Below are 18,121 nucleotides of genomic sequence, written 5' to 3'. Positions count from 1 at the left end.
CGCAATGTCTGACGTCAACAAGACGGACAATGCCTCGTCCCACACGCTTCTGGAAGGGCGGCTCGGGTACACACTCGAGTCCGCCCTTCTGGTGCGTGCGCTGACCCACCGTTCGTACGCGTACGAGAACGGCGGTCTGCCCACCAACGAGCGGCTGGAGTTCCTCGGGGACTCGGTGCTCGGCCTGGTGGTCACGGACACGCTCTATCGCACCCACCCCGATCTCCCGGAGGGCCAGCTGGCCAAGCTCCGGGCGGCGGTGGTCAACTCGCGTGCGCTCGCAGGGGTGAGCCGAGAGCTCGAACTCGGTCTCTTCATCCGGCTCGGCCGGGGCGAAGAAGGCACGGGCGGGCGGGACAAGGCATCCATCCTCGCCGACACCCTGGAAGCGGTGATCGGCGCCGTCTATCTCGATCAGGGCCTCGAAGCGGCGTCCGAGCTGGTACACCGGCTCTTCGACCCCCTCATCGAGCTGTCCTCCAACCTCGGTGCGGGCCTGGACTGGAAGACCAGCCTCCAGGAACTCACCGCAAGCGAAGGCCTCGGGGTCCCGGAATACCTGGTCAGTGAGACCGGTCCGGACCACGAGAAGACCTTCACCGCTGCCGCTCGCGTCGGTGGTGTCTCGTACGGCACCGGCACCGGCCGCAGCAAGAAGGAAGCGGAACAGCAGGCGGCGGAGTCCGCGTGGCGTGCGATCAGCGCCGCGGCGGAGGAGCGCGCGGTGGCGGCGGAGGCCGCCCCCGCCGCCCACGGAGAGGACGCCGACACCTCTCCGGCTCCGGCCGCCGGCACGGCCTCGGCCTGACGCCGGTTCTTTCCCCGCCCGTCCCCTCCGGGGGGCGGGCGGTTCTTTTCATGGTCCCTCTCAGCCCCCTTCACCGGCCACGGTGATCCACCCCTGAGGAGCAGCGTGCCCGAGTTGCCCGAGGTCGAAGTCGTACGGCGCGGACTGGAACGCTGGGTCTCCGGCCGCACCATCGCCGATGTACAGGTACTGCACCCCCGTGCGGTACGCCGTCACATCGCGGGCGGTGAGGACTTCGCCGCCGCCCTGCGCGGGCACCGGTTCGGTGTGGCCCGCCGCCGGGGGAAGTACCTCTGGCTGCCACTGGAGGACGCGGCCACCGCTGCCGCCGCCGGCTCTTCCGCGGGCGGGGAGCCCGGCACCGGGTACTCGGTCCTCGGTCATCTCGGGATGAGCGGGCAGCTGCTGGTCCAGCCCGAAGCGGTCCCCGACGAGAAGCACCTGCGGATCCGCATCCGGTTCGACGACATCGCGGGTACCGAGCTGCGCTTCGTCGACCAGCGGACCTTCGGCGGGCTCTCGCTGCACGCGAACACCCCCGAGGGGCTGCCCGACGTCATCGCGCACATCGCCCGGGACCCGCTGGACGAGGAGTTCGACGACGCCGCGTTCCACGCGGCGCTGCGGTTGCGCCGCACCACCATCAAGCGCGCCCTGCTCGACCAGTCGCTGATCAGCGGGGTCGGCAACATCTACGCGGACGAGGCGCTCTGGCGCGCGCGGCTGCACTACGAGCGCCCCACGGCCACGCTCACCCGCCCCCGGACCGCGGAACTCCTGGGACATGTACGGGACGTGATGAACCAGGCTCTCGCTGTCGGCGGCACCAGCTTCGACAGCCTCTACGTCAATGTGAACGGCGAATCCGGCTACTTCGACCGGTCGCTCGACGCCTACGGGCGGGAGGACGAGCCGTGCCGCCGCTGCGGCACCCCGATGCGCCGCCGCCCCTGGATGAACCGGTCCAGCTACTTCTGCCCGCGCTGCCAGCGCCCGCCCGCCGGACCGCGCGGCTGAGCAGCGGACCAGCCGTTCACCTGCGGGAACGGCTCAGTGGCCGGAGCTGTCTCAGTAGCCGAAGTCCTGGGTCCACCAGGGCCCGCCGGTGCCGAGGTGGACGCCGACGCCGAGCGTCCTGAAGTCGCAGTTGAGTATGTTCGCGCGGTGCCCCGGGCTGTGCATCCAGGAGTCCATCACGGCGGCGGCGTCGGCCTGGCCGCGCGCGATGTTCTCGCCGCCCAGGCCCTGCACGCCCGCCTTGTCCGCACGGTCCCACGGGGTGGCCCCGTCCGGATCGGTGTGGTCGAAGAAGCCCCGGGAAGCCATCTCGTCACTGAAGTTCCCGGCCAGCGAGGCCAGCTCCGCATCGGCCCGCACCGGCCGGCAACCCGCCTGGGCCCGTTGCTTGTTGACCAGGCCGACAACCGTCGCGGCCGCGGTGCTCTCGGCGCTGGTGGCCGCTTCGGTGTGCGCGGACTCGGTGTGCCGGGGCGCCGCTCCGGGCGCCGCCGTACGGGCCGGTGCCGTGCTGGGGGACGCGCTCCGTGCGGCGGGGCTGCGCTGCTTCCGCTGCGAAGGCGGGGCGGAGGCCTTCGGCTTGTGCGGGGACGGCGAGGCCGACGGGGCGTGTGCCCGGGCGGCGGAGGTCCCGGCCGGTGCGGACGGGGAGTCCGGTGTGGGTGAGGCGGACGATCCGCCCTGGGTCTGGAGGTCCGGTACGCCGTCGGCGCGTACCTGGCCGCCGCCGCCCGAGCCGCCCAGCGTGTAGGTGTCGCCGCCGGGCAGCAGACCCGAGGCCATCGCCACGGCGCCCACCGCGACGGCCGCCGACACCCCCAGCAGCCCGGTGCGTACGGGCGTGGAGCCCCGGCCCTTGCCGTGCGCCCGGTTCCGCCGCCGGTTCCCGGGGGCCGCCGGATCATCAACGGCTGCGGGTCCGGCGGCGGAGCGGCTGTGTCGTCCCATGCGCGGTGCCCTTCCTCGTGGCCGGCGTCGACGCGGCTCACCCGTACAGGTGAAGTTCGTTGGCTCGGGACTGTAGTCCATGGGGCATGGGGGCGAAGTGCTGCCAGGGCAATTGGCCGGTTAGCGTGCAGACATGAACGAAGATGTACGGTTCGCCGCCTGGGTGCGCGGCAAGGTCCAGGGCGTCGGGTTCCGCTGGTTCACCAGGGCGAACGCTCTGCGGATCGGCGGACTCACGGGATTCGCCCTCAATCTGGAGGACGGCAGGGTGCAGGTCGTCGCCGAAGGACCCCGGGAGAAGTGCGACCTTCTCCTGGAGTGGCTGAGGTCGTCCGACACACCCGGCCGCGTCGACGGTGTCACTGAGATCTGGGACACTCCGCGGCACGTCTACCAGAGCTTCGAAATCCGTTGACGGGGCCGGTCCCGGCGGCGGCCGCGGGGTCCTGCTGATCTGCCTCCGGCATATCCGTGAGGCAGAAAATGCCTGGTGGTTGCCAAGAAGCGCTCTCCGTGCCAGGCTGCCGCAGTAGGAATGATCTCCACGCCCCCTGGGCCCCGCAGGAGAGCCGCACCGGACACCGTCCGGCGTGTGCCCCCGGGTCTGCCCATCGATACGGGGTGTGATCGTGTTGACCGTCAAACTTTTTGGTGAGACTCTGGAAGCCCCGCGCACCTCAGCTGCTCGGCAGCGAGAAAAGCAGAGAAAACAGCAGACAAGACAGAGGCTGCCGAGTTCCGCGGGTGCGATTCCCCCTACGACCCACCACTCTTCGGTCGGTCACTCAGTGTGGAGGACCATCCATCATGGCAAAGGCGCTTCTCGGTTACGTCGGCGGTTCCGACCCGCGACTTCTCTCCGAGATGCGACGGCTCCAGCAGCGCGTCCAGGACCTCGAATCCGAGCTCGTACGGATTCAGTCCGAGAACGACGCGCTGGCCGCCGCAGTTCAGCACCACGGAGACTCGTTGCTCGACGGTATCGACATGGACGTACCCCAGGCGGAGCCTGCGCTCACCTGACCCACACCCCACAAGGGTACCGGCCGGGCTGATCCGTACAGCCGCTTGAGATCCAATGCGCAAGGATATGCAAGGGACGCTTCGGCGTCCCTTCTTTCTTTTCCGCTCTTTCCCCCGGTCCTGAACCGAACACTTCACGGACTGCCCCGTCACGCACTGCCGTGTGTGGTTCCTTTACCGTCTGATGTGCCCTGCACCTTCATGGGCGAAACCGGCAGTGAAAGGTAGAGTCCGGCGGCGTGCACCTCAAGGCCATGACCCTCCGCGGGTTCAAATCCTTTGCCTCGGCCACCACCCTCCGGTTCGAGCCCGGCATCACCTGTGTCGTGGGCCCCAACGGATCCGGCAAGTCCAACGTGGTCGACGCGCTCTCGTGGGTCATGGGGGAGCAGGGCGCCAAGTCGCTGCGCGGCGGCAAGATGGAAGACGTCATCTTCGCCGGGACGACCGGCCGCCCGCCGCTGGGCCGCGCCGAGGTCTCGCTCACCATCGACAACTCCGACGGTGCGCTGCCCATCGAGTACGCGGAAGTCACCATCACGCGGATCATGTTCCGCAACGGCGGCAGTGAGTACCAGATCAACGGCGACACCTGCCGGCTGCTCGACATCCAGGAACTGCTCTCCGATTCCGGGATCGGCCGCGAGATGCACGTCATCGTCGGGCAGGGCCAGCTCGACTCCGTACTGCACGCGGATCCGATGGGGCGCCGGGCCTTCATCGAGGAGGCGGCCGGCGTACTGAAGCACCGCAAGCGCAAGGAGAAGGCGCTGCGGAAGCTGGACGCGATGCAGGCCAACCTCGCCCGTGTCCAGGACCTCACCGATGAACTGCGGCGCCAGCTCAAGCCCTTGGGGCGGCAGGCCGCGGTCGCCCGGCGTGCCGCTGTCATCCAGGCCGACCTCAGGGACGCGCGGCTGCGGCTGCTCGCCGACGACCTGGTGACGATGCGCCGGGCGCTGCGGAGCGAGATCGCCGACGAGGCCGCGCTGAAGGAGCGCCGGGAGACGGCGGAGGAGGCACTCAGGGCCGCCCTGTCGCGCGAGGCCGGACTGGAGGACGAGGTGCGCCGGCTCGCCCCGCGCCTCCAGCGGGCCCAGCAGACCTGGTACGAGCTGTCGCAGCTGGCCGAGCGGGTGCGCGGGACGATCTCGCTCGCCGACGCACGGGTGAAGAGCGCGTCCGCCGCCCCCGAGGAGGAGCGGCGGGGCCGTGACCCCGAGGACATGGAGCGCGAGGCCGCCAGGATCCGGGAGCAGGAGGCGGAGCTGGAGGCCGCGCTGGAGTCCGCCGAGCGCGCACTGGAGGACACCTCCGCGCACCGGGCCGAGCTGGAACGGGAGCTGGCCGCCGAGGAGCGCAGGCTCAGGGACGCCGCCCGCGCCATCGCCGACCGGCGTGAGGGGCTCGCCCGGCTGAACGGGCAGGTCAACGCGGCCCGCAGCAGAGCCGGTTCGGCGCAGGCCGAGATCGACCGGCTCGCCGAGGCGCGGGACGGGGCGCAGGAGCGCGCCGCCGCGGCCCAGCAGGAGTACGAACAGCTCAAGGCCGAGGTCGACGGACTCGACGCCGGTGACCTGGAACTCGCCGAGCGGCACAGCGCGGCGAAGTCCGCGCTGGCGGAAGCGGAGAGCGCCCTCACCGGGTCCCGGGAGTCCGCGACGGCCGCCGAGCGCGAGCGGGCCGCGCTGGCGGCCCGGCACGAGGCGCTGGCGCTCGGACTGCGCCGCAAGGACGGCACGGGCGTGCTGCTCGGAGCCGACGACCGTCCGGCAGGTCTGCTGGGCCCGGTCGCGGAACTGCTGACGGTGGCCGCCGGGTACGAGGTCCCGGTGGCCGCCGCACTGGGGGTGGCGGCCGACGCCCTCGCGGTGCGCGACACGGCCACCGCGGCGGACGCGATCCGGAGGTTGCGCAAGCAGGACGCGGGCCGCGCGACCCTGCTGCCCGGCGTGGCCGCCGTACCGTCGCGGGAGTCCGGGTCCGGTGGACTGCCCGGCCAGGCCACCGGACCGGCCGGGTCCACGGCCGGCGGGGTCCGGCCACCGCATACCGAAGCCCGGCCGCCGCACGCCGGTGCCCCCGGACAGGAGCTTCCGGGGCAGGAGGCCGCGACGCCCGGTGGCACGTCCCGTACGGCCGTTCCGGGGCAGGCGGGCACCGGAGTGCCGGAGGTCCGGGGCGGCGACGGTGCGCCCGGCAGCGGAGGCCCTGCGGGGAGCGGCCCCGAGGCGGCCGGCGGGACCGGGCCCGGCCGCCCGGCCGTCGCACTCGCCGCGCCCTTCGCCGTCGATCTGGTCGGCGGCCCCGCCGAGCTGCTGCCCGGGGTGCGCAGACTGCTGCGCGACATCGTCGTCGTAGGCACCCTCGAAGACGCCGAGGACCTGATCGCCGAACGGCCCGGGCTGACCGCCGTGACCGCCGAAGGCGATGTCCTGGGAGCACACTTCGCGCACGGCGGGTCCGCCGGTGCGCCCAGTCTGCTGGAGGTACAGGCGTCCGTGGACGAGGCCGCCGCCGGGCTTGCCGAGCTGGCCGTACGGTGCGAGGAGCTGGCCGGCGCGCAGCGCGCCGCGGCCGGGCGGCGCGCGGAGTGCGCGGCGCTCGTCGACGAGCTGGCGGAGCTGCGGCGCACCGCCGACCGGGAGAAGTCCGGTGTCGCCCAGCAGCTCGGGCGCCTCGCCGGGCAGGCCCGGGGCGCGGCGGGCGAGGCCGAGCGGTCGGCGGCGGCCGCCGCCAAGGCCCAGGAGGCCCTGGAGCGCGCGACCGGGGAGGCCGAGGAGCTGGCCGAACGGCTGCTGGTGGCCGAGGAGTCACCGATGGAGGAGGAGCCGGACACCTCCGTACGGGACCGGCTCGCCGCCGACGGCGCCAACGCCCGGCAGACCGACATGGAGGCCATGCTCCAGGCCCGTACCCATGAGGAGAGGGTGAAGGGGCTCGCGGGGCGGGCCGAAGCACTCGACCGGGGAGCGCGCGCCGAGCGTGAGGCCCGGGTGCGCGCCGAGCAGCGCCGCGCCCGGCTGCGCCACGAGGCCGCGGTCGCGTCGGCGGTCGCGGACGGGGCGCGCCAGCTGCTCGCCCACGTTGAGGTGTCGCTGGTCCGCGCCGAGCAGGAGCGAGCGGCCGCCGAGGCCGCGAAGGCCGGGCGCGAGCAGGAGCTGGCCGCCGAGCGGAACCGGGGCCGTGACCTCAAGGCCGAACTGGACCGGCTCACCGACTCGGTGCACCGCGGTGAGGTGCTCGGCGCCGAGAAGCGGCTGCGGATCGAGCAGCTGGAGACCAGGGCCCTGGAGGAGCTGGGCGTGGAGCCGGCCGGGCTGGTCGCCGACTACGGCCCGGACCAGCCGGTGCCGCCGTCCCCGGCCGCCGAGGGGGAGGAGCTGCCCGACGATCCGGACGATCCGCGGAACCAGCCGGTCCCCTTCGACCGGGCCGGGCAGGAGAAGCGGCTCAGGTCGGCCGAACGGGCGTACCAGCAACTCGGAAAGGTGAATCCGCTCGCCCTGGAGGAGTTCTCCGCGCTGGAGGAGCGGCACAAGTTCCTCTCCGAGCAGCTGGAGGACCTGAAGAAGACGCGGGCCGACCTCCTGCTGGTGGTCAAGGAGGTCGACGAGCGGGTCGAGCAGGTCTTCACCGAGGCGTACCGCGACACCGCACGCGAGTTCGAAGGGGTCTTCGCCCGGCTCTTCCCCGGCGGCGACGGGCGGCTGATCCTGACCGACCCGGGCAACATGCTCACCACCGGCGTGGACGTCGAGGCCCGGCCGCCGGGCAAGAAGGTCAAGCGCCTCTCGCTGCTCTCCGGCGGGGAGCGGTCACTGACCGCCGTGGCCCTGCTGGTGTCGATCTTCAAGGCCAGGCCCAGTCCGTTCTACGTGATGGACGAGGTGGAGGCCGCGCTCGACGACACCAACCTCCAGCGGCTGATCCGGATCATGGAGGAGCTCCAGGAGAGCTCCCAGCTCATCGTGATCACTCACCAGAAGCGGACGATGGAGGTGGCCGACGCGCTCTACGGCGTCTCCATGCAGGGCGACGGGGTCTCCAAGGTGATCAGCCAGCGCCTGCGCTGAGCCGGGCCCGGGCCGTTCTGAGTGGCCCTCAGGCGGAGCGGTCCCCAAGTGGTGTGCGCCCGGAAGCTGTGCGCAACTGGAGGGGCTCGTACCCCCATGGCCGTCATCGCGGACGGGCCCGAGGAGCTCATGTGACCAGCACGGCGAACACACCGCAGGCCGGAGGCAGCCCCGCTGCCCCGGAGCACCTCGCCCACGTCGTCTTCATCACGGCGGCGGCCGCGATGGGCGGTTTCCTGTTCGGCTACGACAGCTCGGTGATCAACGGAGCGGTCGAGGGCATCCGCGGCAAGTACGACGTCGGTTCGGCGACCCTCGCCCAGGTCATCGCCGTCGCCCTGATCGGCTGTGCGATCGGCGCGGCGACGGCCGGCCGCATCGCCGACCGCATCGGGCGCATCCGCTGCATGCAGATCGCGTCCGTACTGTTCACCATCAGCGCCGTCGGCTCCGCGCTCCCCTTCGCCCTGTGGGACCTGGCCCTCTGGCGCATCATCGGCGGTTTCGGCATCGGAATGGCCTCGGTCATCGGCCCCGCCTACATCGCCGAGGTGTCCCCGCCCGCGTACCGGGGCCGGCTCGGGTCCTTCCAGCAGGCGGCCATCGTCATCGGCATCGCCATCTCGCAGCTCGTCAACTACGGCATCCTCCAGACCGCGAACGGAAACCAGCGGGGGAAGCTGCTGGGCGTCGAGGCCTGGCAGCTCATGCTCGGCGTCATGGTGATCCCGGCCGTCATCTACGGGCTGCTCTCCTTCGCGATCCCCGAGTCGCCCCGCTACCTGATCCAGGCGGGCAAGGCGGACCGGGCCAGGAAGGTGCTCTCCGAGGTCGAGGGGGAGCACATCGATCTCGACGCCCGGGTGCAGGAGATCCGGCTCGCCATGAAGCGCGAGCACAAGTCGACGTTCAAGGACCTGCTGGGCGGGGGCTTCTACTTCAAACGCATCGTCTGGATCGGTATCGGCCTCTCGGCCTTCCAGCAACTGGTCGGCATCAACGTCGCCTTCTACTACTCCGCGACCCTGTGGCAGTCCGTGGGCATCGACCCGTCGACCTCGTTCCTGTACTCGTTCACCACCTCCATCATCAACATCATCGGCACCGTGGTCGCCATGGTCCTCGTCGACCGGATCGGTCGCCGCCCGCTCGTGCTGATCGGCTCCGTGGGCATGGTCATCGGGCTCGCGCTGGAGGCCTGGGCGTTCTCGTACCATCTCGTCGGCGGCAAGCTGCCGAGCGTCCAGGGCTGGGTCGCGCTCATCGCCGCCCACTGGTTCGTGTTCTTCTTCGCGATGTCGTGGGGTGTCGTCGTCTGGGTCTTCCTCGGCGAGATGTTCCCGAACAAGATCCGCGCCGCCGCCCTCGGGGTGGCCGCTTCGGCCCAGTGGATCGCCAACTGGGCGATCACGGCCAGCTTCCCGAGCCTCTCCGACTGGAACCTCTCCGCGACGTACGTGATCTACACGGTCTTCGCCGTGCTCTCGATCCCCTTCGTGCTGCTGTTCGTGAAGGAGACCAAGGGCAAGACGCTGGAGGAGATGGGCTGACGACCCCGGACCGCACCGTGCTGCCCCTGCTCAGTCCTTGAGCCGGGGCAGCACGCGTTCCGCGAACAGACGCAGACTGCGCCAGCCCTCGTCCACCGGTATCCCGCCGCACAGCGGATGCAGCACGAGGCTTCCGGCGCCGCCCTCGGCCAGGGCCACGCACGCGTCCGGGGTGACGATCCGGTAGACGCCCTCCGCACGCAGCCCGTCCACCGTCTCCGCCGCCGAACGGACCGCGGAGTGGATGTCCGACGACTGCCAGGAGGAGTACGTGCGCGCCTCGTGCAGGAAGTACTCGCCGTACTCGGCCCAGGCCCGGTCGGGATCCTCCGCGATGTGCAGCAGCGGGGTCTCGGCCTCCGGCATCATGCAGAAGCCCTCGGTCCCGTACTCCACGCGCTGCTGGTGGTAGTACGCCTCCAGATCCGGCAGATACGCGCTCGGGAACAGCGGCAGTCCCAGCCGCGCCGCCCGGCGGGCCGCCGCCCGGGACGATCCGCCGACGAGCAGCAGCGGGTGCGGGCTGGTGTACGGGCGCGGGGTGACCCGCACCGTACGCCCCCGGTACGCGAACGGCTCGCCCGTCCACGCGGCCAGCAGGGTTTCGAGGAGTTCGTCCTGGAGCCGGCCGCGCCGGGTCCACTCGACACCCTGCTGCGCGTACTCGTCGGGCCGGTAGCCGATGCCCGCCACCGTGACCAGGCGGCCCGCGCCGATCAGATCGAGGACCGCGATGTCCTCCGCGAGCCGCAGCGGGTCGTAGAGCGGACCGATGATCGCGGAGACGGTGACCGCGATCCGGCGGGTGGCTCCGAAGACGGAGCCCGCGAAGACGAACGGGGAGGGCAGCCAGTTGTTGCCGACGCCGTGGTGTTCCTCGGTCTGGACGGTGTCGACGCCGTGGTCGTCGGCGTAAGCGGCCATCTCCAGGGCGGTGCGGTAGCGGGCGGAGAGTGACTCGGGGGTCGCCCGCGGATCGACGAGATTGAACCTGACGACTGTGAAGGCCATGACGGGAAGTCCCCCTTCGCCGGGTGGGAGCTGGCGAAGGGGGACGGTAGCTGACGTCGCGTCAGATAGGTAGGGTCGCGGGCTCACGGTCGGCGTCGGGACCCTGGCCCGCGGCGCCGGGCCGTCCCTTCGGCCCGGGCTTCGGGAGCACGGCGTAGAGCACGCCCGAGACCAGGATGGTGACGACCCAGCCGAGGCCGTTGCGGCCGAGCCAGCTGTCCGCGAACGGTCCGGTGAACCAGGCGGAGCCCGCTGTGCCCGCGGTGGTGAACAGCATCCCGGTGACCAGCGCGACGAGCCAGGCGATGACGGCGGCGGGGCTGAAGCCGCCCCGGTACCAGTAGGCGCTGGTCCGGGTGGTGTCCATCAGCGCCACCGGGTCGTAGGTGCGCCCGAGCAGCATGTCCGCGCCGAAGACCCCGATCCAGGCGGAGAAGGCCACCGCGAGCAGGGAGAGGAACGCGACGAAGGAGCCGAGGAAGCTCGTCGCCGCCAGCATCAGGATCAGCCCGAGCACCACGCTGATCGCGGCGTTCACGGAGACCGCCCAGGCGCGCGGCACCTTGATGCCGAGCGTCAGCGCGGTGAAGCCGGCCGAGTACATCGACATCGCGTTGATCAGAACCATGCCGACCACGGCGATCAGCAGGTACGGCACCGCGATCCACATCGGCAGGACCTTGCCGAGGAAGGAGACCGGGTCGGAGGCGTTCGCGAGGTCCGGGGTGGAGACCGCCATCACGGCGCCCATCAGCACCATCGGCAGGACGACGATGCCCGCGCCGCCGATGGAAGCGCCGATCATGCCCCCGCCGGAGGAGCGGCGCGGCAGGTACCGCGCGAAGTCCGGACCGGTCGGGACCCAGCTGAGGCCACCGGCGGCGATCAGTCCTATGCCCGCGACCAGGGAGGCGGTGGTGCCGGCCGGCTTGGCGAAGACGGCGGACCAGTCGGTGTCGGCGATCAGGTAGACCAGCACCAGGACGGAGAAGATCCCGAAGAGGTACGTGGACCACTTGTTGCACACATGCAGGGCGTTGATGCCGAGACCCGAGATCAGGAAGGTGGCGGCGACGAACAGCAGCAGGGTCACGATGATCAGCGGGGTGCTGCTGTGGATGCCGAAGCAGATGTCGAGCACGGTGAGGAGCGCGTACGCACCGGTCACCGCGTTGATCGTCTCCCAGCCCCAGCGGGCGATCCAGATCAGCGAGCCGGGCAGCAGATTGCCGCGCTGGCCGAAGACCGAACGGGACAGGGCCATACCGGGGGCGCCGCCGCGCTTGCCCGCGATGCTGATGAAGCCGACCAGTCCGTAGCTGATGACCGGGGCCACGAAGGCCGCGATCAGCGCCTGCCAGAAGTTCAGCTTGTCGGCGACGACCAGGCTCGCGCCCATCGCGAGCAGCAGCACACTGATATTGGCGGCAACCCAGGTCGGGATCAGGTCGCGGACACGGCCTTTGCGTTCGTTGTCCGGGACGGGTTCGAGACCGCGGGTCTCCACCGCGCCTTCGACGTCGGAGGCGTGGGGCATGGGGTACTCCGTGCACGTGTGAGGGGAGTTGGGGACGGGGAGGAGATGATGTGACGCGCGTAGATATCGACATCATGGTAGGGGCGCCGCGAAAATTTCAAATAGAGGATTTAGTCCCTTGTGTGATCCGACGAAGCGACGTACGGCCGGGCTGTGAACGATCACTGAGCCGTGACTGATACTGGGTGGGTTATGGAAATCGTGATCCTTGCTGTAGTCATCGCCCTGGTCGCTGTCGGCGCGATCAGCGGGCTCGTGGTCAGCAGCCGCAAGAAGAAGCAGCTGCCCCCGGCACCGCCTAGCGCGCCGACCATCACAGCGCCGCCCGCCGAACCCCAGGTCGGCGAGGACGCTGCCCCACCGCGCGAAGAGTCGCGCCGCACCATCGAGGAGGTGGATCTCCCGCCCGCCGACGAGGCCGCGGGCGCACCCGCCGCCGTCGAGGACCCGGTCGTCGCGGAGCCCGTCGCTCCGCGGATCGAGATCCCGGAACCGACCGAGGGCCGTCTCGTACGGCTGCGCGCCCGGCTCGCCCGCTCGCAGAACTCGCTCGGCAAGGGACTGCTCACCCTGCTCTCCCGCGACAACCTCGACGAGGAGACCTGGGAGGAGATCGAGGACACCCTGCTCACGGCCGACGTCGGGGTCGCGCCGACCCAGGAACTGGTCGAGCGCCTGCGGGAGCGCGTCAGGGTGCTCGGCACCCGCACACCGCAGGATCTGCGCACCCTGCTGCGCGAGGAACTGCTGAATCTGCTCGGTACGGACTTCGACCGTGCGGTCAGGACCGAGGGGGGCCTGGAGACTCCGGGCGTCGTCATGGTCGTCGGGGTCAACGGCACCGGCAAGACCACCACCACCGGCAAGCTCGCCCGGGTCCTGGTGGCCGACGGCCGCAGTGTGGTGCTCGGCGCGGCCGACACCTTCCGGGCCGCCGCCGCCGACCAGCTCCAGACCTGGGGTGACCGGGTCGGCGCGCGCACGGTGCGCGGCCCCGAGGGCGGCGACCCGGCGTCGATCGCCTTCGACGCGGTGAAGGAAGGCATCAAGGAGGGCGCCGATGTCGTCCTCATCGACACCGCCGGGCGGCTGCACACGAAGACCGGCCTGATGGACGAGCTCGGCAAGGTCAAGCGGGTCGTGGAGAAGCACGGTCCGCTGGACGAGGTGCTGCTCGTACTGGACGCGACGACCGGGCAGAACGGCCTGGTGCAGGCGCGGGTGTTCGCCGAGGTGGTGGACATCACCGGCATCGTGCTGACCAAGCTGGACGGCACCGCCAAGGGCGGCATCGTGATCGCGGTCCAGCGTGAACTGGGCGTACCGGTCAAGCTGGTCGGCCTGGGAGAGGGAGCCGACGACCTGGCCCCGTTCGAGCCCGAGGCGTTCGTGGACGCGCTGGTCGGGGAGTGAACCGGGCCGTCTGAAGCAGGAAGAACGCGAAGGGCCCCGCCGCACGGTGCAGATGCGGCGGGGCCCTTCGCGCTCTCCCGCACCGGCGCCGGCCGGCACGGGAGGCGCGTCAGGCGGGGACGTGGCGGTGGCAGATGTACGCGAGGGTGCCGAGCAGCAGCCGGGCCTGGGGCGGGCCGCTCGCCGTCTCCAGCGACGGGGGGCGCAGCCAGCGGGCCGGGCCCAGGCCGGCGTGGTTCGACGGCGGTGCGGTGATGTGTTCGCCGGGGCCCAGGCCGTGCAGGTCGAGGTCCGCGTCGTCCCAGCCCATCCGGTAGAGCAGCTCCGGGAGTTCGCGTGCGGCGCCGGGGGCGACGAAGAACTGGGCCCGGCCGTCCGGGGTCGCGCTCACCGGCCCCAGTGGCAGCCCCATCCGCTCCATCCGGATCAGGGCCGTGCGCCCCGCGGGCTCGGCGACATCGATGATGTCGAAGCAGCGGCCGACCGGCAGCAGCACGGCGGCGCCCGGTGTCAGGGACCAGGCTCTCGCCGCTTCACCGAGGGTGGCCCCCGCCGGCACCTCGGGCGCGAACCCGAGGGGATGGGCGCCCGGGGACGCGCACCCGGCCTCTCCGCAGGAGCAGTTGCCCGCCGCCGCACGTGCGCCGGGAACCACGTCCCAGCCCCAGAGTCCGGTGAACTCGGCCACCGCCGTGCACTCCGATGTGCGGCCGCGACGCCGGGTGCCGGAGCGGATGTCCCGGATGCCGCCGATAGTGAAGCCCATGCCCCCTCCAACGGGTCGTGCGCGCCGGTGGTTACGACCTGGAGCCTCTCCGTCACCCTGTGTCGCAAACGCCCTGGTCGGGGAGGCGTGGGGTGACGTTGGGGGTGGTGCGGAACGGTTCACGCGCCCCGGCGTGCATCGCCCCACCCGTTCCCGATCGTCGAGTGTCAAGTGAATCGCGCCTGGCGGCAGGGGTGTTCATTCGAAGGGGTGGCGAATGGTGGCGTTTCCGGGATCGCCCTCGCCGGGTGCGTGATCGTAGGATTACTTTCGGTGCATGAACCCTCGGGGTCGATGCACTCACGGGTATGCCGGGGGCAAGCCGGTTTTCTGTTCGAAGGGGCGCAAGCGCCGGACAGCGAACCTCAACTCGCGGCATTCTGATATGGGTTGGCGTAATGAGGCTTCAGCGGGATGGGGGCGTTCCAGTGGGCGGCAGTGGCGACGGCGAGACGAGTGCCGGCAAGCGCCCGAACGAGCGGCTCGGTTCGTGGTTCGTGCGCAGCGGCTGGTCGAAGGGCGAGCTGGCACGCCAGGTGAACCGCAGGGCACGGCAGATGGGCGCGCACCACATCAGCACCGACACCTCGCGGGTACGGCGCTGGCTGGACGGCGAGCAGCCGCGTGAGCCCATTCCGCGCATCCTCTCGGAGCTGTTCTCCGAACGCTTCGGCAGCGTGGTCGCCATCGAGGACCTGGGGCTGCGCGCGGCGCACCAGTCACCCTCGGTTTCGGGTGTCGACATGCCCTGGGCGGGCCCGCAGACGGTCTCCCTGCTCAGCGAGTTCTCCCGCAGCGACCTGATGCTCGCCCGGCGCGGCTTCCTCGGTGCCTCGCTCGCGCTGGCGGCGGGCCCGTCGCTCATCGAGCCGATGCAGCGCTGGCTGGTGCCCACGCCCGGGGGCGAGCCCACCGTCGAGCTCCCCGCCGACCACGCCCGCCGCCCCTCCCGGCTCTCGGGGCCCGAGCTCGAACTGCTGGAGTCCACCACGGCGATGTTCCGTCAGTGGGACGCCCAGTGCGGCGGCGGGCTGCGCCGCAAGGCGGTCGTCGGCCAGCTGCACGAGGTGACCGACCTGCTGCAGGAGCCGCAGCCGGGGGCCACGTCGAAGCGGCTGTTCCGGTGCGCTGCCGAACTGGCCGAGCTGGCCGGGTGGATGAGTTACGACGTCGGCCTCCAGCCCACCGCCCAGAAGTACTTCGTGCTCGCCCTGCACGCGGCCAAGGAAGCCGGGGACAAGCCGCTCGGCTCGTACATCCTGTCCTCGATGAGCCGCCAGATGATCCATCTCGGCCGCCCCGACGACGCCCTGGAACTCGTCCATCTCGCCCAGTACGGCAGCCGCGAGTGCGCCACCCCCCGCACCCAGGCGATGCTGTATGCGATGGAGGCCCGCGCCTACGCCAACATGGGCCAGCCGAGCAAGTGCAAACGGGCCGTGCGGATGGCCGAGGACACCTTCTCCGACGCGGGCGTCGACGGCGAGCCGGAGCCCGACTGGATCCGCTTCTTCTCCGAGGCCGAGCTGAACGGCGAGAACGGCCACTCGTTCCGCGATCTCGCCTATGTGGCAGGCCGCAGCCCCACCTACGCCTCGCTCGCGGAGCCGGTCCTCGACAACGCGGTCGCGCTCTTCGAGAAGGACGAGGAGCACCAGCGTTCGTACGCGCTGAACCTGGTCGGGATGGCCACCGTCCACCTGCTGAAGCGGGAACCCGAGCAGTCCACCTCCTACGCCGCCCAGGCCCTGCACATCGCCGGACGCGTCCGCTCCGAGCGCGTCAACACCAGGCTCCGCAAGACCGTCGACACGGCGGTCAGGAACTTCGGCGACGTCCCCGCGGTCATCGACCTCACCGAACGTCTCGCCGAGCAGCTGCCCGAGACCGCCGAAGCGGTCTGAGGCCGCGGCCCCGCCGGCAGCAGCACTGCCGCGGCAGCGGCACCCCAAGGCCCCGGCCACGACAGTCACCCCGTGATGCCCGACTCGGCTCCCCCGCGCCAGGTCAACAGGGTGACCGTCGTGGCCGGTTTTCGACCTGCCCGGTCACCTGTGCGGGGCAGGTCCTGGGCCCCGGGGCCCGTCCCGCACTTCACCCGGGCGTAACACGTACCGCCTCTTCGTCACTGCGGTGAAACATCACACGGCATCGGCGGAAACGGCGCGGCGCCAGTCTCTGACGCATGACAGGCCGCTGTTCCGCCGCTCCCCACAGCCCCCGCCCGCAGGTGGCCGCACCGACGACGAGGAGACGCCGATGCCCACAGGCATCATGACCCTTGCTGCAGAAGCCCCGAAGCTGTCTTCCGCCAACACCGGGTTCATGCTCATCTGCTCGGCCCTGGTGATGGTCATGACCCCGGGCCTCGCCTTCTTCTACGGAGGCATGGTCCGGGTCAAATCCACCCTGAACATGCTGATGATGAGCTTCATCAGCCTCGGGATCGTCACGATCCTCTGGGTGCTCTACGGATTCAGCGTGGCCTTCGGATCGAGCAACGGATTCTTCGGCTGGTCCAAGGACTACCTCGGACTCAGCGGCATCGGGCTGACCCAGCTGTGGCCCGGCTACACCATCCCGGTCTATGTCTTCGCCGTCTTCCAGCTGATGTTCGCGATCATCACCCCGGCGCTGATCAGCGGCGCGCTGGCCGACCGCGTGAAGTTCACGGCATGGGCGCTGTTCATCGTCCTCTGGGTCACGATCGTCTACTTCCCGGTCGCCCACTGGGTCTGGGCGTCCGACGGCTGGCTCTTCGAGAAGGGCGTCATCGACTTCGCCGGAGGCACGGCGGTCCACATCAACGCGGGCGCGGCGGCGCTCGGTGTGATCCTGGTGATCGGCAGGCGCGTCGGCTTCAGGAAGGACCCGATGCGCCCGCACAGCCTCCCGCTGGTGATGCTCGGCGCGGCCCTCCTGTGGTTCGGCTGGTTCGGATTCAACGCCGGATCGTGGCTGGGCAACGACGACGGCGTGGGCGCGGTGATGTTCCTCAACACCCAGGTCGCCACCGCGGCCGCGATGCTCGCCTGGCTCGCGTACGAGAAGTTCCGCCACGGCTCCTTCACCACGCTCGGTGCGGCCTCCGGCGCCGTGGCCGGACTGGTCGCCATCACGCCGTCCGGCGGCGCTGTCAGCCCGCTCGGTGCCATCGCGATCGGCGTCATCGCCGGAGTGCTGTGCGCCATGGCCGTCGGCCTCAAGTACCGCTTCGGCTTCGACGACTCGCTCGACGTCGTCGGCGTCCACATGGTCGGCGGCATCACCGGCTCCCTGCTCATCGGCTTCTTCGCCACCGGCGGAGTCCAGTCCGACGTGGCGGGCGTCTTCTACGGCGGCGGCTTCCACCAGCTCGGCATCCAGGCCATCGGGGTCTTCTCGGTCCTCGGCTACTCACTCGTCGTATCGGCCGGCCTCGCCTTCCTGATCGACCGGACGATGGGGATGCGGGTCACCGAGGACGTCGAGGTCTCGGGCATCGACCAGGACGAGCACGCCGAGACGGCATACGACTACAGCGGAGCGGGCGGCGGCTCCCGGACGGCCGGGACCGCTCCGGGCGGCGTGGCGGGCACCGCGGCCAAGGCGGGCCCCGCGAACAAGAAGGTGGACGCATGAAGCTCATCACCGCGGTCGTGAAGCCGCACCGGCTGGACGAGATCAAGGAGGCCCTCCAGGCCTTCGGCGTCCAGGGCCTCACGGTCACCGAGGCCAGCGGCTACGGCCGCCAGCGCGGCCACACCGAGGTCTACCGGGGAGCCGAGTACACCGTGGACCTGGTGCCGAAGATCCGGATCGAGGTCCTGGCCGAGGACGCGGACGCCGATCAGCTCATCGATGTGGTGGTGAAAGCCGCCAGGACCGGCAAGATCGGTGACGGCAAGGTCTGGAGCGTCCCGGTCGAGACAGCGATCCGGGTCAGGACCGGCGAACGCGGCCCTGACGCGCTCTGAACGACGAGAGACGGGA

General features: G+C 70.9%; 14 protein-coding genes. 10 read left to right on the top strand and 4 right to left on the bottom strand.

Annotated elements, in window-relative coordinates:
* Window positions 1–4: 4 nt before the first annotated feature.
* On the top strand, window positions 5–808 hold the full coding sequence (rnc, locus tag OG285_RS08110) for a ribonuclease III (RefSeq protein ID WP_356832742.1): 804 nt from the start codon (window positions 5–7) through the stop codon (window positions 806–808).
* Window positions 809–913: 105 nt separating this feature from the next.
* Window positions 914–1,825, top strand: a complete 912-nt coding sequence (gene mutM, locus OG285_RS08105; protein WP_356832740.1) for a bifunctional DNA-formamidopyrimidine glycosylase/DNA-(apurinic or apyrimidinic site) lyase — start codon at window positions 914–916, stop codon at window positions 1,823–1,825.
* Window positions 1,826–1,876: 51 nt separating this feature from the next.
* Here mutM and OG285_RS08100 read toward each other — a convergent pair whose 3' ends face one another.
* Window positions 1,877–2,773 carry a CAP domain-containing protein gene (locus OG285_RS08100; protein ID WP_371790609.1) on the bottom strand — a complete coding sequence of 299 codons (897 nt, stop codon included), beginning with the start codon at window positions 2,771–2,773 and terminating at the stop codon, window positions 1,877–1,879.
* A gap of 133 nt (window positions 2,774–2,906) precedes the next feature.
* On the opposite strand from OG285_RS08100, the gene OG285_RS08095 reads away from it, so the two are divergent.
* From OG285_RS08095 to OG285_RS08080, 4 genes are all read left to right on the top strand, one after another.
* Window positions 2,907–3,188: an acylphosphatase gene (locus tag OG285_RS08095; protein WP_356832736.1), complete on the top strand. Its 282-nt coding sequence runs from the start codon at window positions 2,907–2,909 to the stop codon at window positions 3,186–3,188.
* Window positions 3,189–3,580: 392 nt separating this feature from the next.
* Window positions 3,581–3,796 carry a hypothetical protein gene (locus tag OG285_RS08090; RefSeq protein WP_164267867.1) on the top strand — a complete coding sequence of 72 codons (216 nt, stop codon included), beginning with the start codon at window positions 3,581–3,583 and terminating at the stop codon, window positions 3,794–3,796.
* A gap of 239 nt (window positions 3,797–4,035) precedes the next feature.
* The gene (locus tag OG285_RS08085; RefSeq protein ID WP_371790608.1) at window positions 4,036–7,872 is read left to right on the top strand and encodes an AAA family ATPase; all 3,837 of its coding nucleotides are present in this window, start codon (window positions 4,036–4,038) and stop codon (window positions 7,870–7,872) included.
* A 131-nt stretch (window positions 7,873–8,003) separates the two neighbouring features.
* On the top strand, window positions 8,004–9,422 hold the full coding sequence (locus tag OG285_RS08080; RefSeq protein ID WP_356832731.1) for a sugar porter family MFS transporter: 1,419 nt from the start codon (window positions 8,004–8,006) through the stop codon (window positions 9,420–9,422).
* A 30-nt stretch (window positions 9,423–9,452) separates the two neighbouring features.
* Here OG285_RS08080 and OG285_RS08075 read toward each other — a convergent pair whose 3' ends face one another.
* Complete coding sequence (locus tag OG285_RS08075) at window positions 9,453–10,433, bottom strand: LLM class flavin-dependent oxidoreductase (RefSeq protein WP_371790607.1); 981 nt, start codon at window positions 10,431–10,433, stop codon at window positions 9,453–9,455.
* 61 nt (window positions 10,434–10,494) lie between these two features.
* Window positions 10,495–11,970, bottom strand: coding sequence for a cytosine permease (locus OG285_RS08070; protein WP_356832727.1), 1,476 nt, complete (start codon window positions 11,968–11,970; stop codon window positions 10,495–10,497).
* A 192-nt stretch (window positions 11,971–12,162) separates the two neighbouring features.
* Here OG285_RS08070 and ftsY point away from each other — a divergent pair, with 192 nt between their 5' ends.
* Window positions 12,163–13,383, top strand: a complete 1,221-nt coding sequence (gene ftsY, locus OG285_RS08065; RefSeq protein ID WP_356832725.1) for a signal recognition particle-docking protein FtsY — start codon at window positions 12,163–12,165, stop codon at window positions 13,381–13,383.
* Window positions 13,384–13,492: 109 nt separating this feature from the next.
* Here the strand turns inward: ftsY and OG285_RS08060 are convergent, their stop codons facing one another.
* A complete protein-coding gene (locus OG285_RS08060; protein WP_356832723.1) occupies window positions 13,493–14,149 on the bottom strand; it encodes a bifunctional DNA primase/polymerase in 657 nt (218 codons plus the stop codon).
* Window positions 14,150–14,577: 428 nt separating this feature from the next.
* Here OG285_RS08060 and OG285_RS08055 point away from each other — a divergent pair, with 428 nt between their 5' ends.
* The 3 genes from OG285_RS08055 to OG285_RS08045 all read left to right on the top strand — a co-directional run bounded on the left by OG285_RS08055 (window position 14,578) and on the right by OG285_RS08045 (window position 18,105).
* Window positions 14,578–16,053 (top strand): hypothetical protein, encoded by a 1,476-nt coding sequence (locus tag OG285_RS08055; RefSeq protein ID WP_371790606.1) that lies wholly within the window; start codon window positions 14,578–14,580, stop codon window positions 16,051–16,053.
* Between the two features lie 355 nt (window positions 16,054–16,408).
* Complete coding sequence (locus tag OG285_RS08050) at window positions 16,409–17,770, top strand: ammonium transporter (RefSeq protein WP_356832719.1); 1,362 nt, start codon at window positions 16,409–16,411, stop codon at window positions 17,768–17,770.
* On the top strand, window positions 17,767–18,105 hold the full coding sequence (locus OG285_RS08045) for a P-II family nitrogen regulator (RefSeq protein ID WP_356832717.1): 339 nt from the start codon (window positions 17,767–17,769) through the stop codon (window positions 18,103–18,105). Before OG285_RS08050 ends, OG285_RS08045 begins: the two co-directional genes overlap by 4 nt.
* Window positions 18,106–18,121: the final 16 nt, after the last annotated feature.

This window comes from Streptomyces sp. NBC_01471 (genome assembly GCF_041438865.1).
Classification (GTDB): domain Bacteria; phylum Actinomycetota; class Actinomycetes; order Streptomycetales; family Streptomycetaceae; genus Streptomyces.
Note: the sequence above shows the minus strand (reverse complement) of the source record. Positions and strands in the feature narration are given on the sequence as shown.

Coding starts and splice junctions, on each gene's coding strand:
- OG285_RS08045 (WP_356832717.1), top strand. CDS start 17,767: ATGAAGCTCATCACCGCGGTCGTGAAGCCGCACCGGCTGGACGAGATC.
- OG285_RS08050 (WP_356832719.1), top strand. CDS start 16,409: ATGCCCACAGGCATCATGACCCTTGCTGCAGAAGCCCCGAAGCTGTCT.
- OG285_RS08095 (WP_356832736.1), top strand. CDS start 2,907: ATGAACGAAGATGTACGGTTCGCCGCCTGGGTGCGCGGCAAGGTCCAG.
- OG285_RS08070 (WP_356832727.1), bottom strand. CDS start 11,970: ATGCCCCACGCCTCCGACGTCGAAGGCGCGGTGGAGACCCGCGGTCTC.
- ftsY (WP_356832725.1), top strand. CDS start 12,163: ATGGAAATCGTGATCCTTGCTGTAGTCATCGCCCTGGTCGCTGTCGGC.
- OG285_RS08100 (WP_371790609.1), bottom strand. CDS start 2,773: ATGGGACGACACAGCCGCTCCGCCGCCGGACCCGCAGCCGTTGATGAT.
- OG285_RS08090 (WP_164267867.1), top strand. CDS start 3,581: ATGGCAAAGGCGCTTCTCGGTTACGTCGGCGGTTCCGACCCGCGACTT.
- rnc (WP_356832742.1), top strand. CDS start 5: ATGTCTGACGTCAACAAGACGGACAATGCCTCGTCCCACACGCTTCTG.
- OG285_RS08060 (WP_356832723.1), bottom strand. CDS start 14,149: ATGGGCTTCACTATCGGCGGCATCCGGGACATCCGCTCCGGCACCCGG.
- OG285_RS08075 (WP_371790607.1), bottom strand. CDS start 10,433: ATGGCCTTCACAGTCGTCAGGTTCAATCTCGTCGATCCGCGGGCGACC.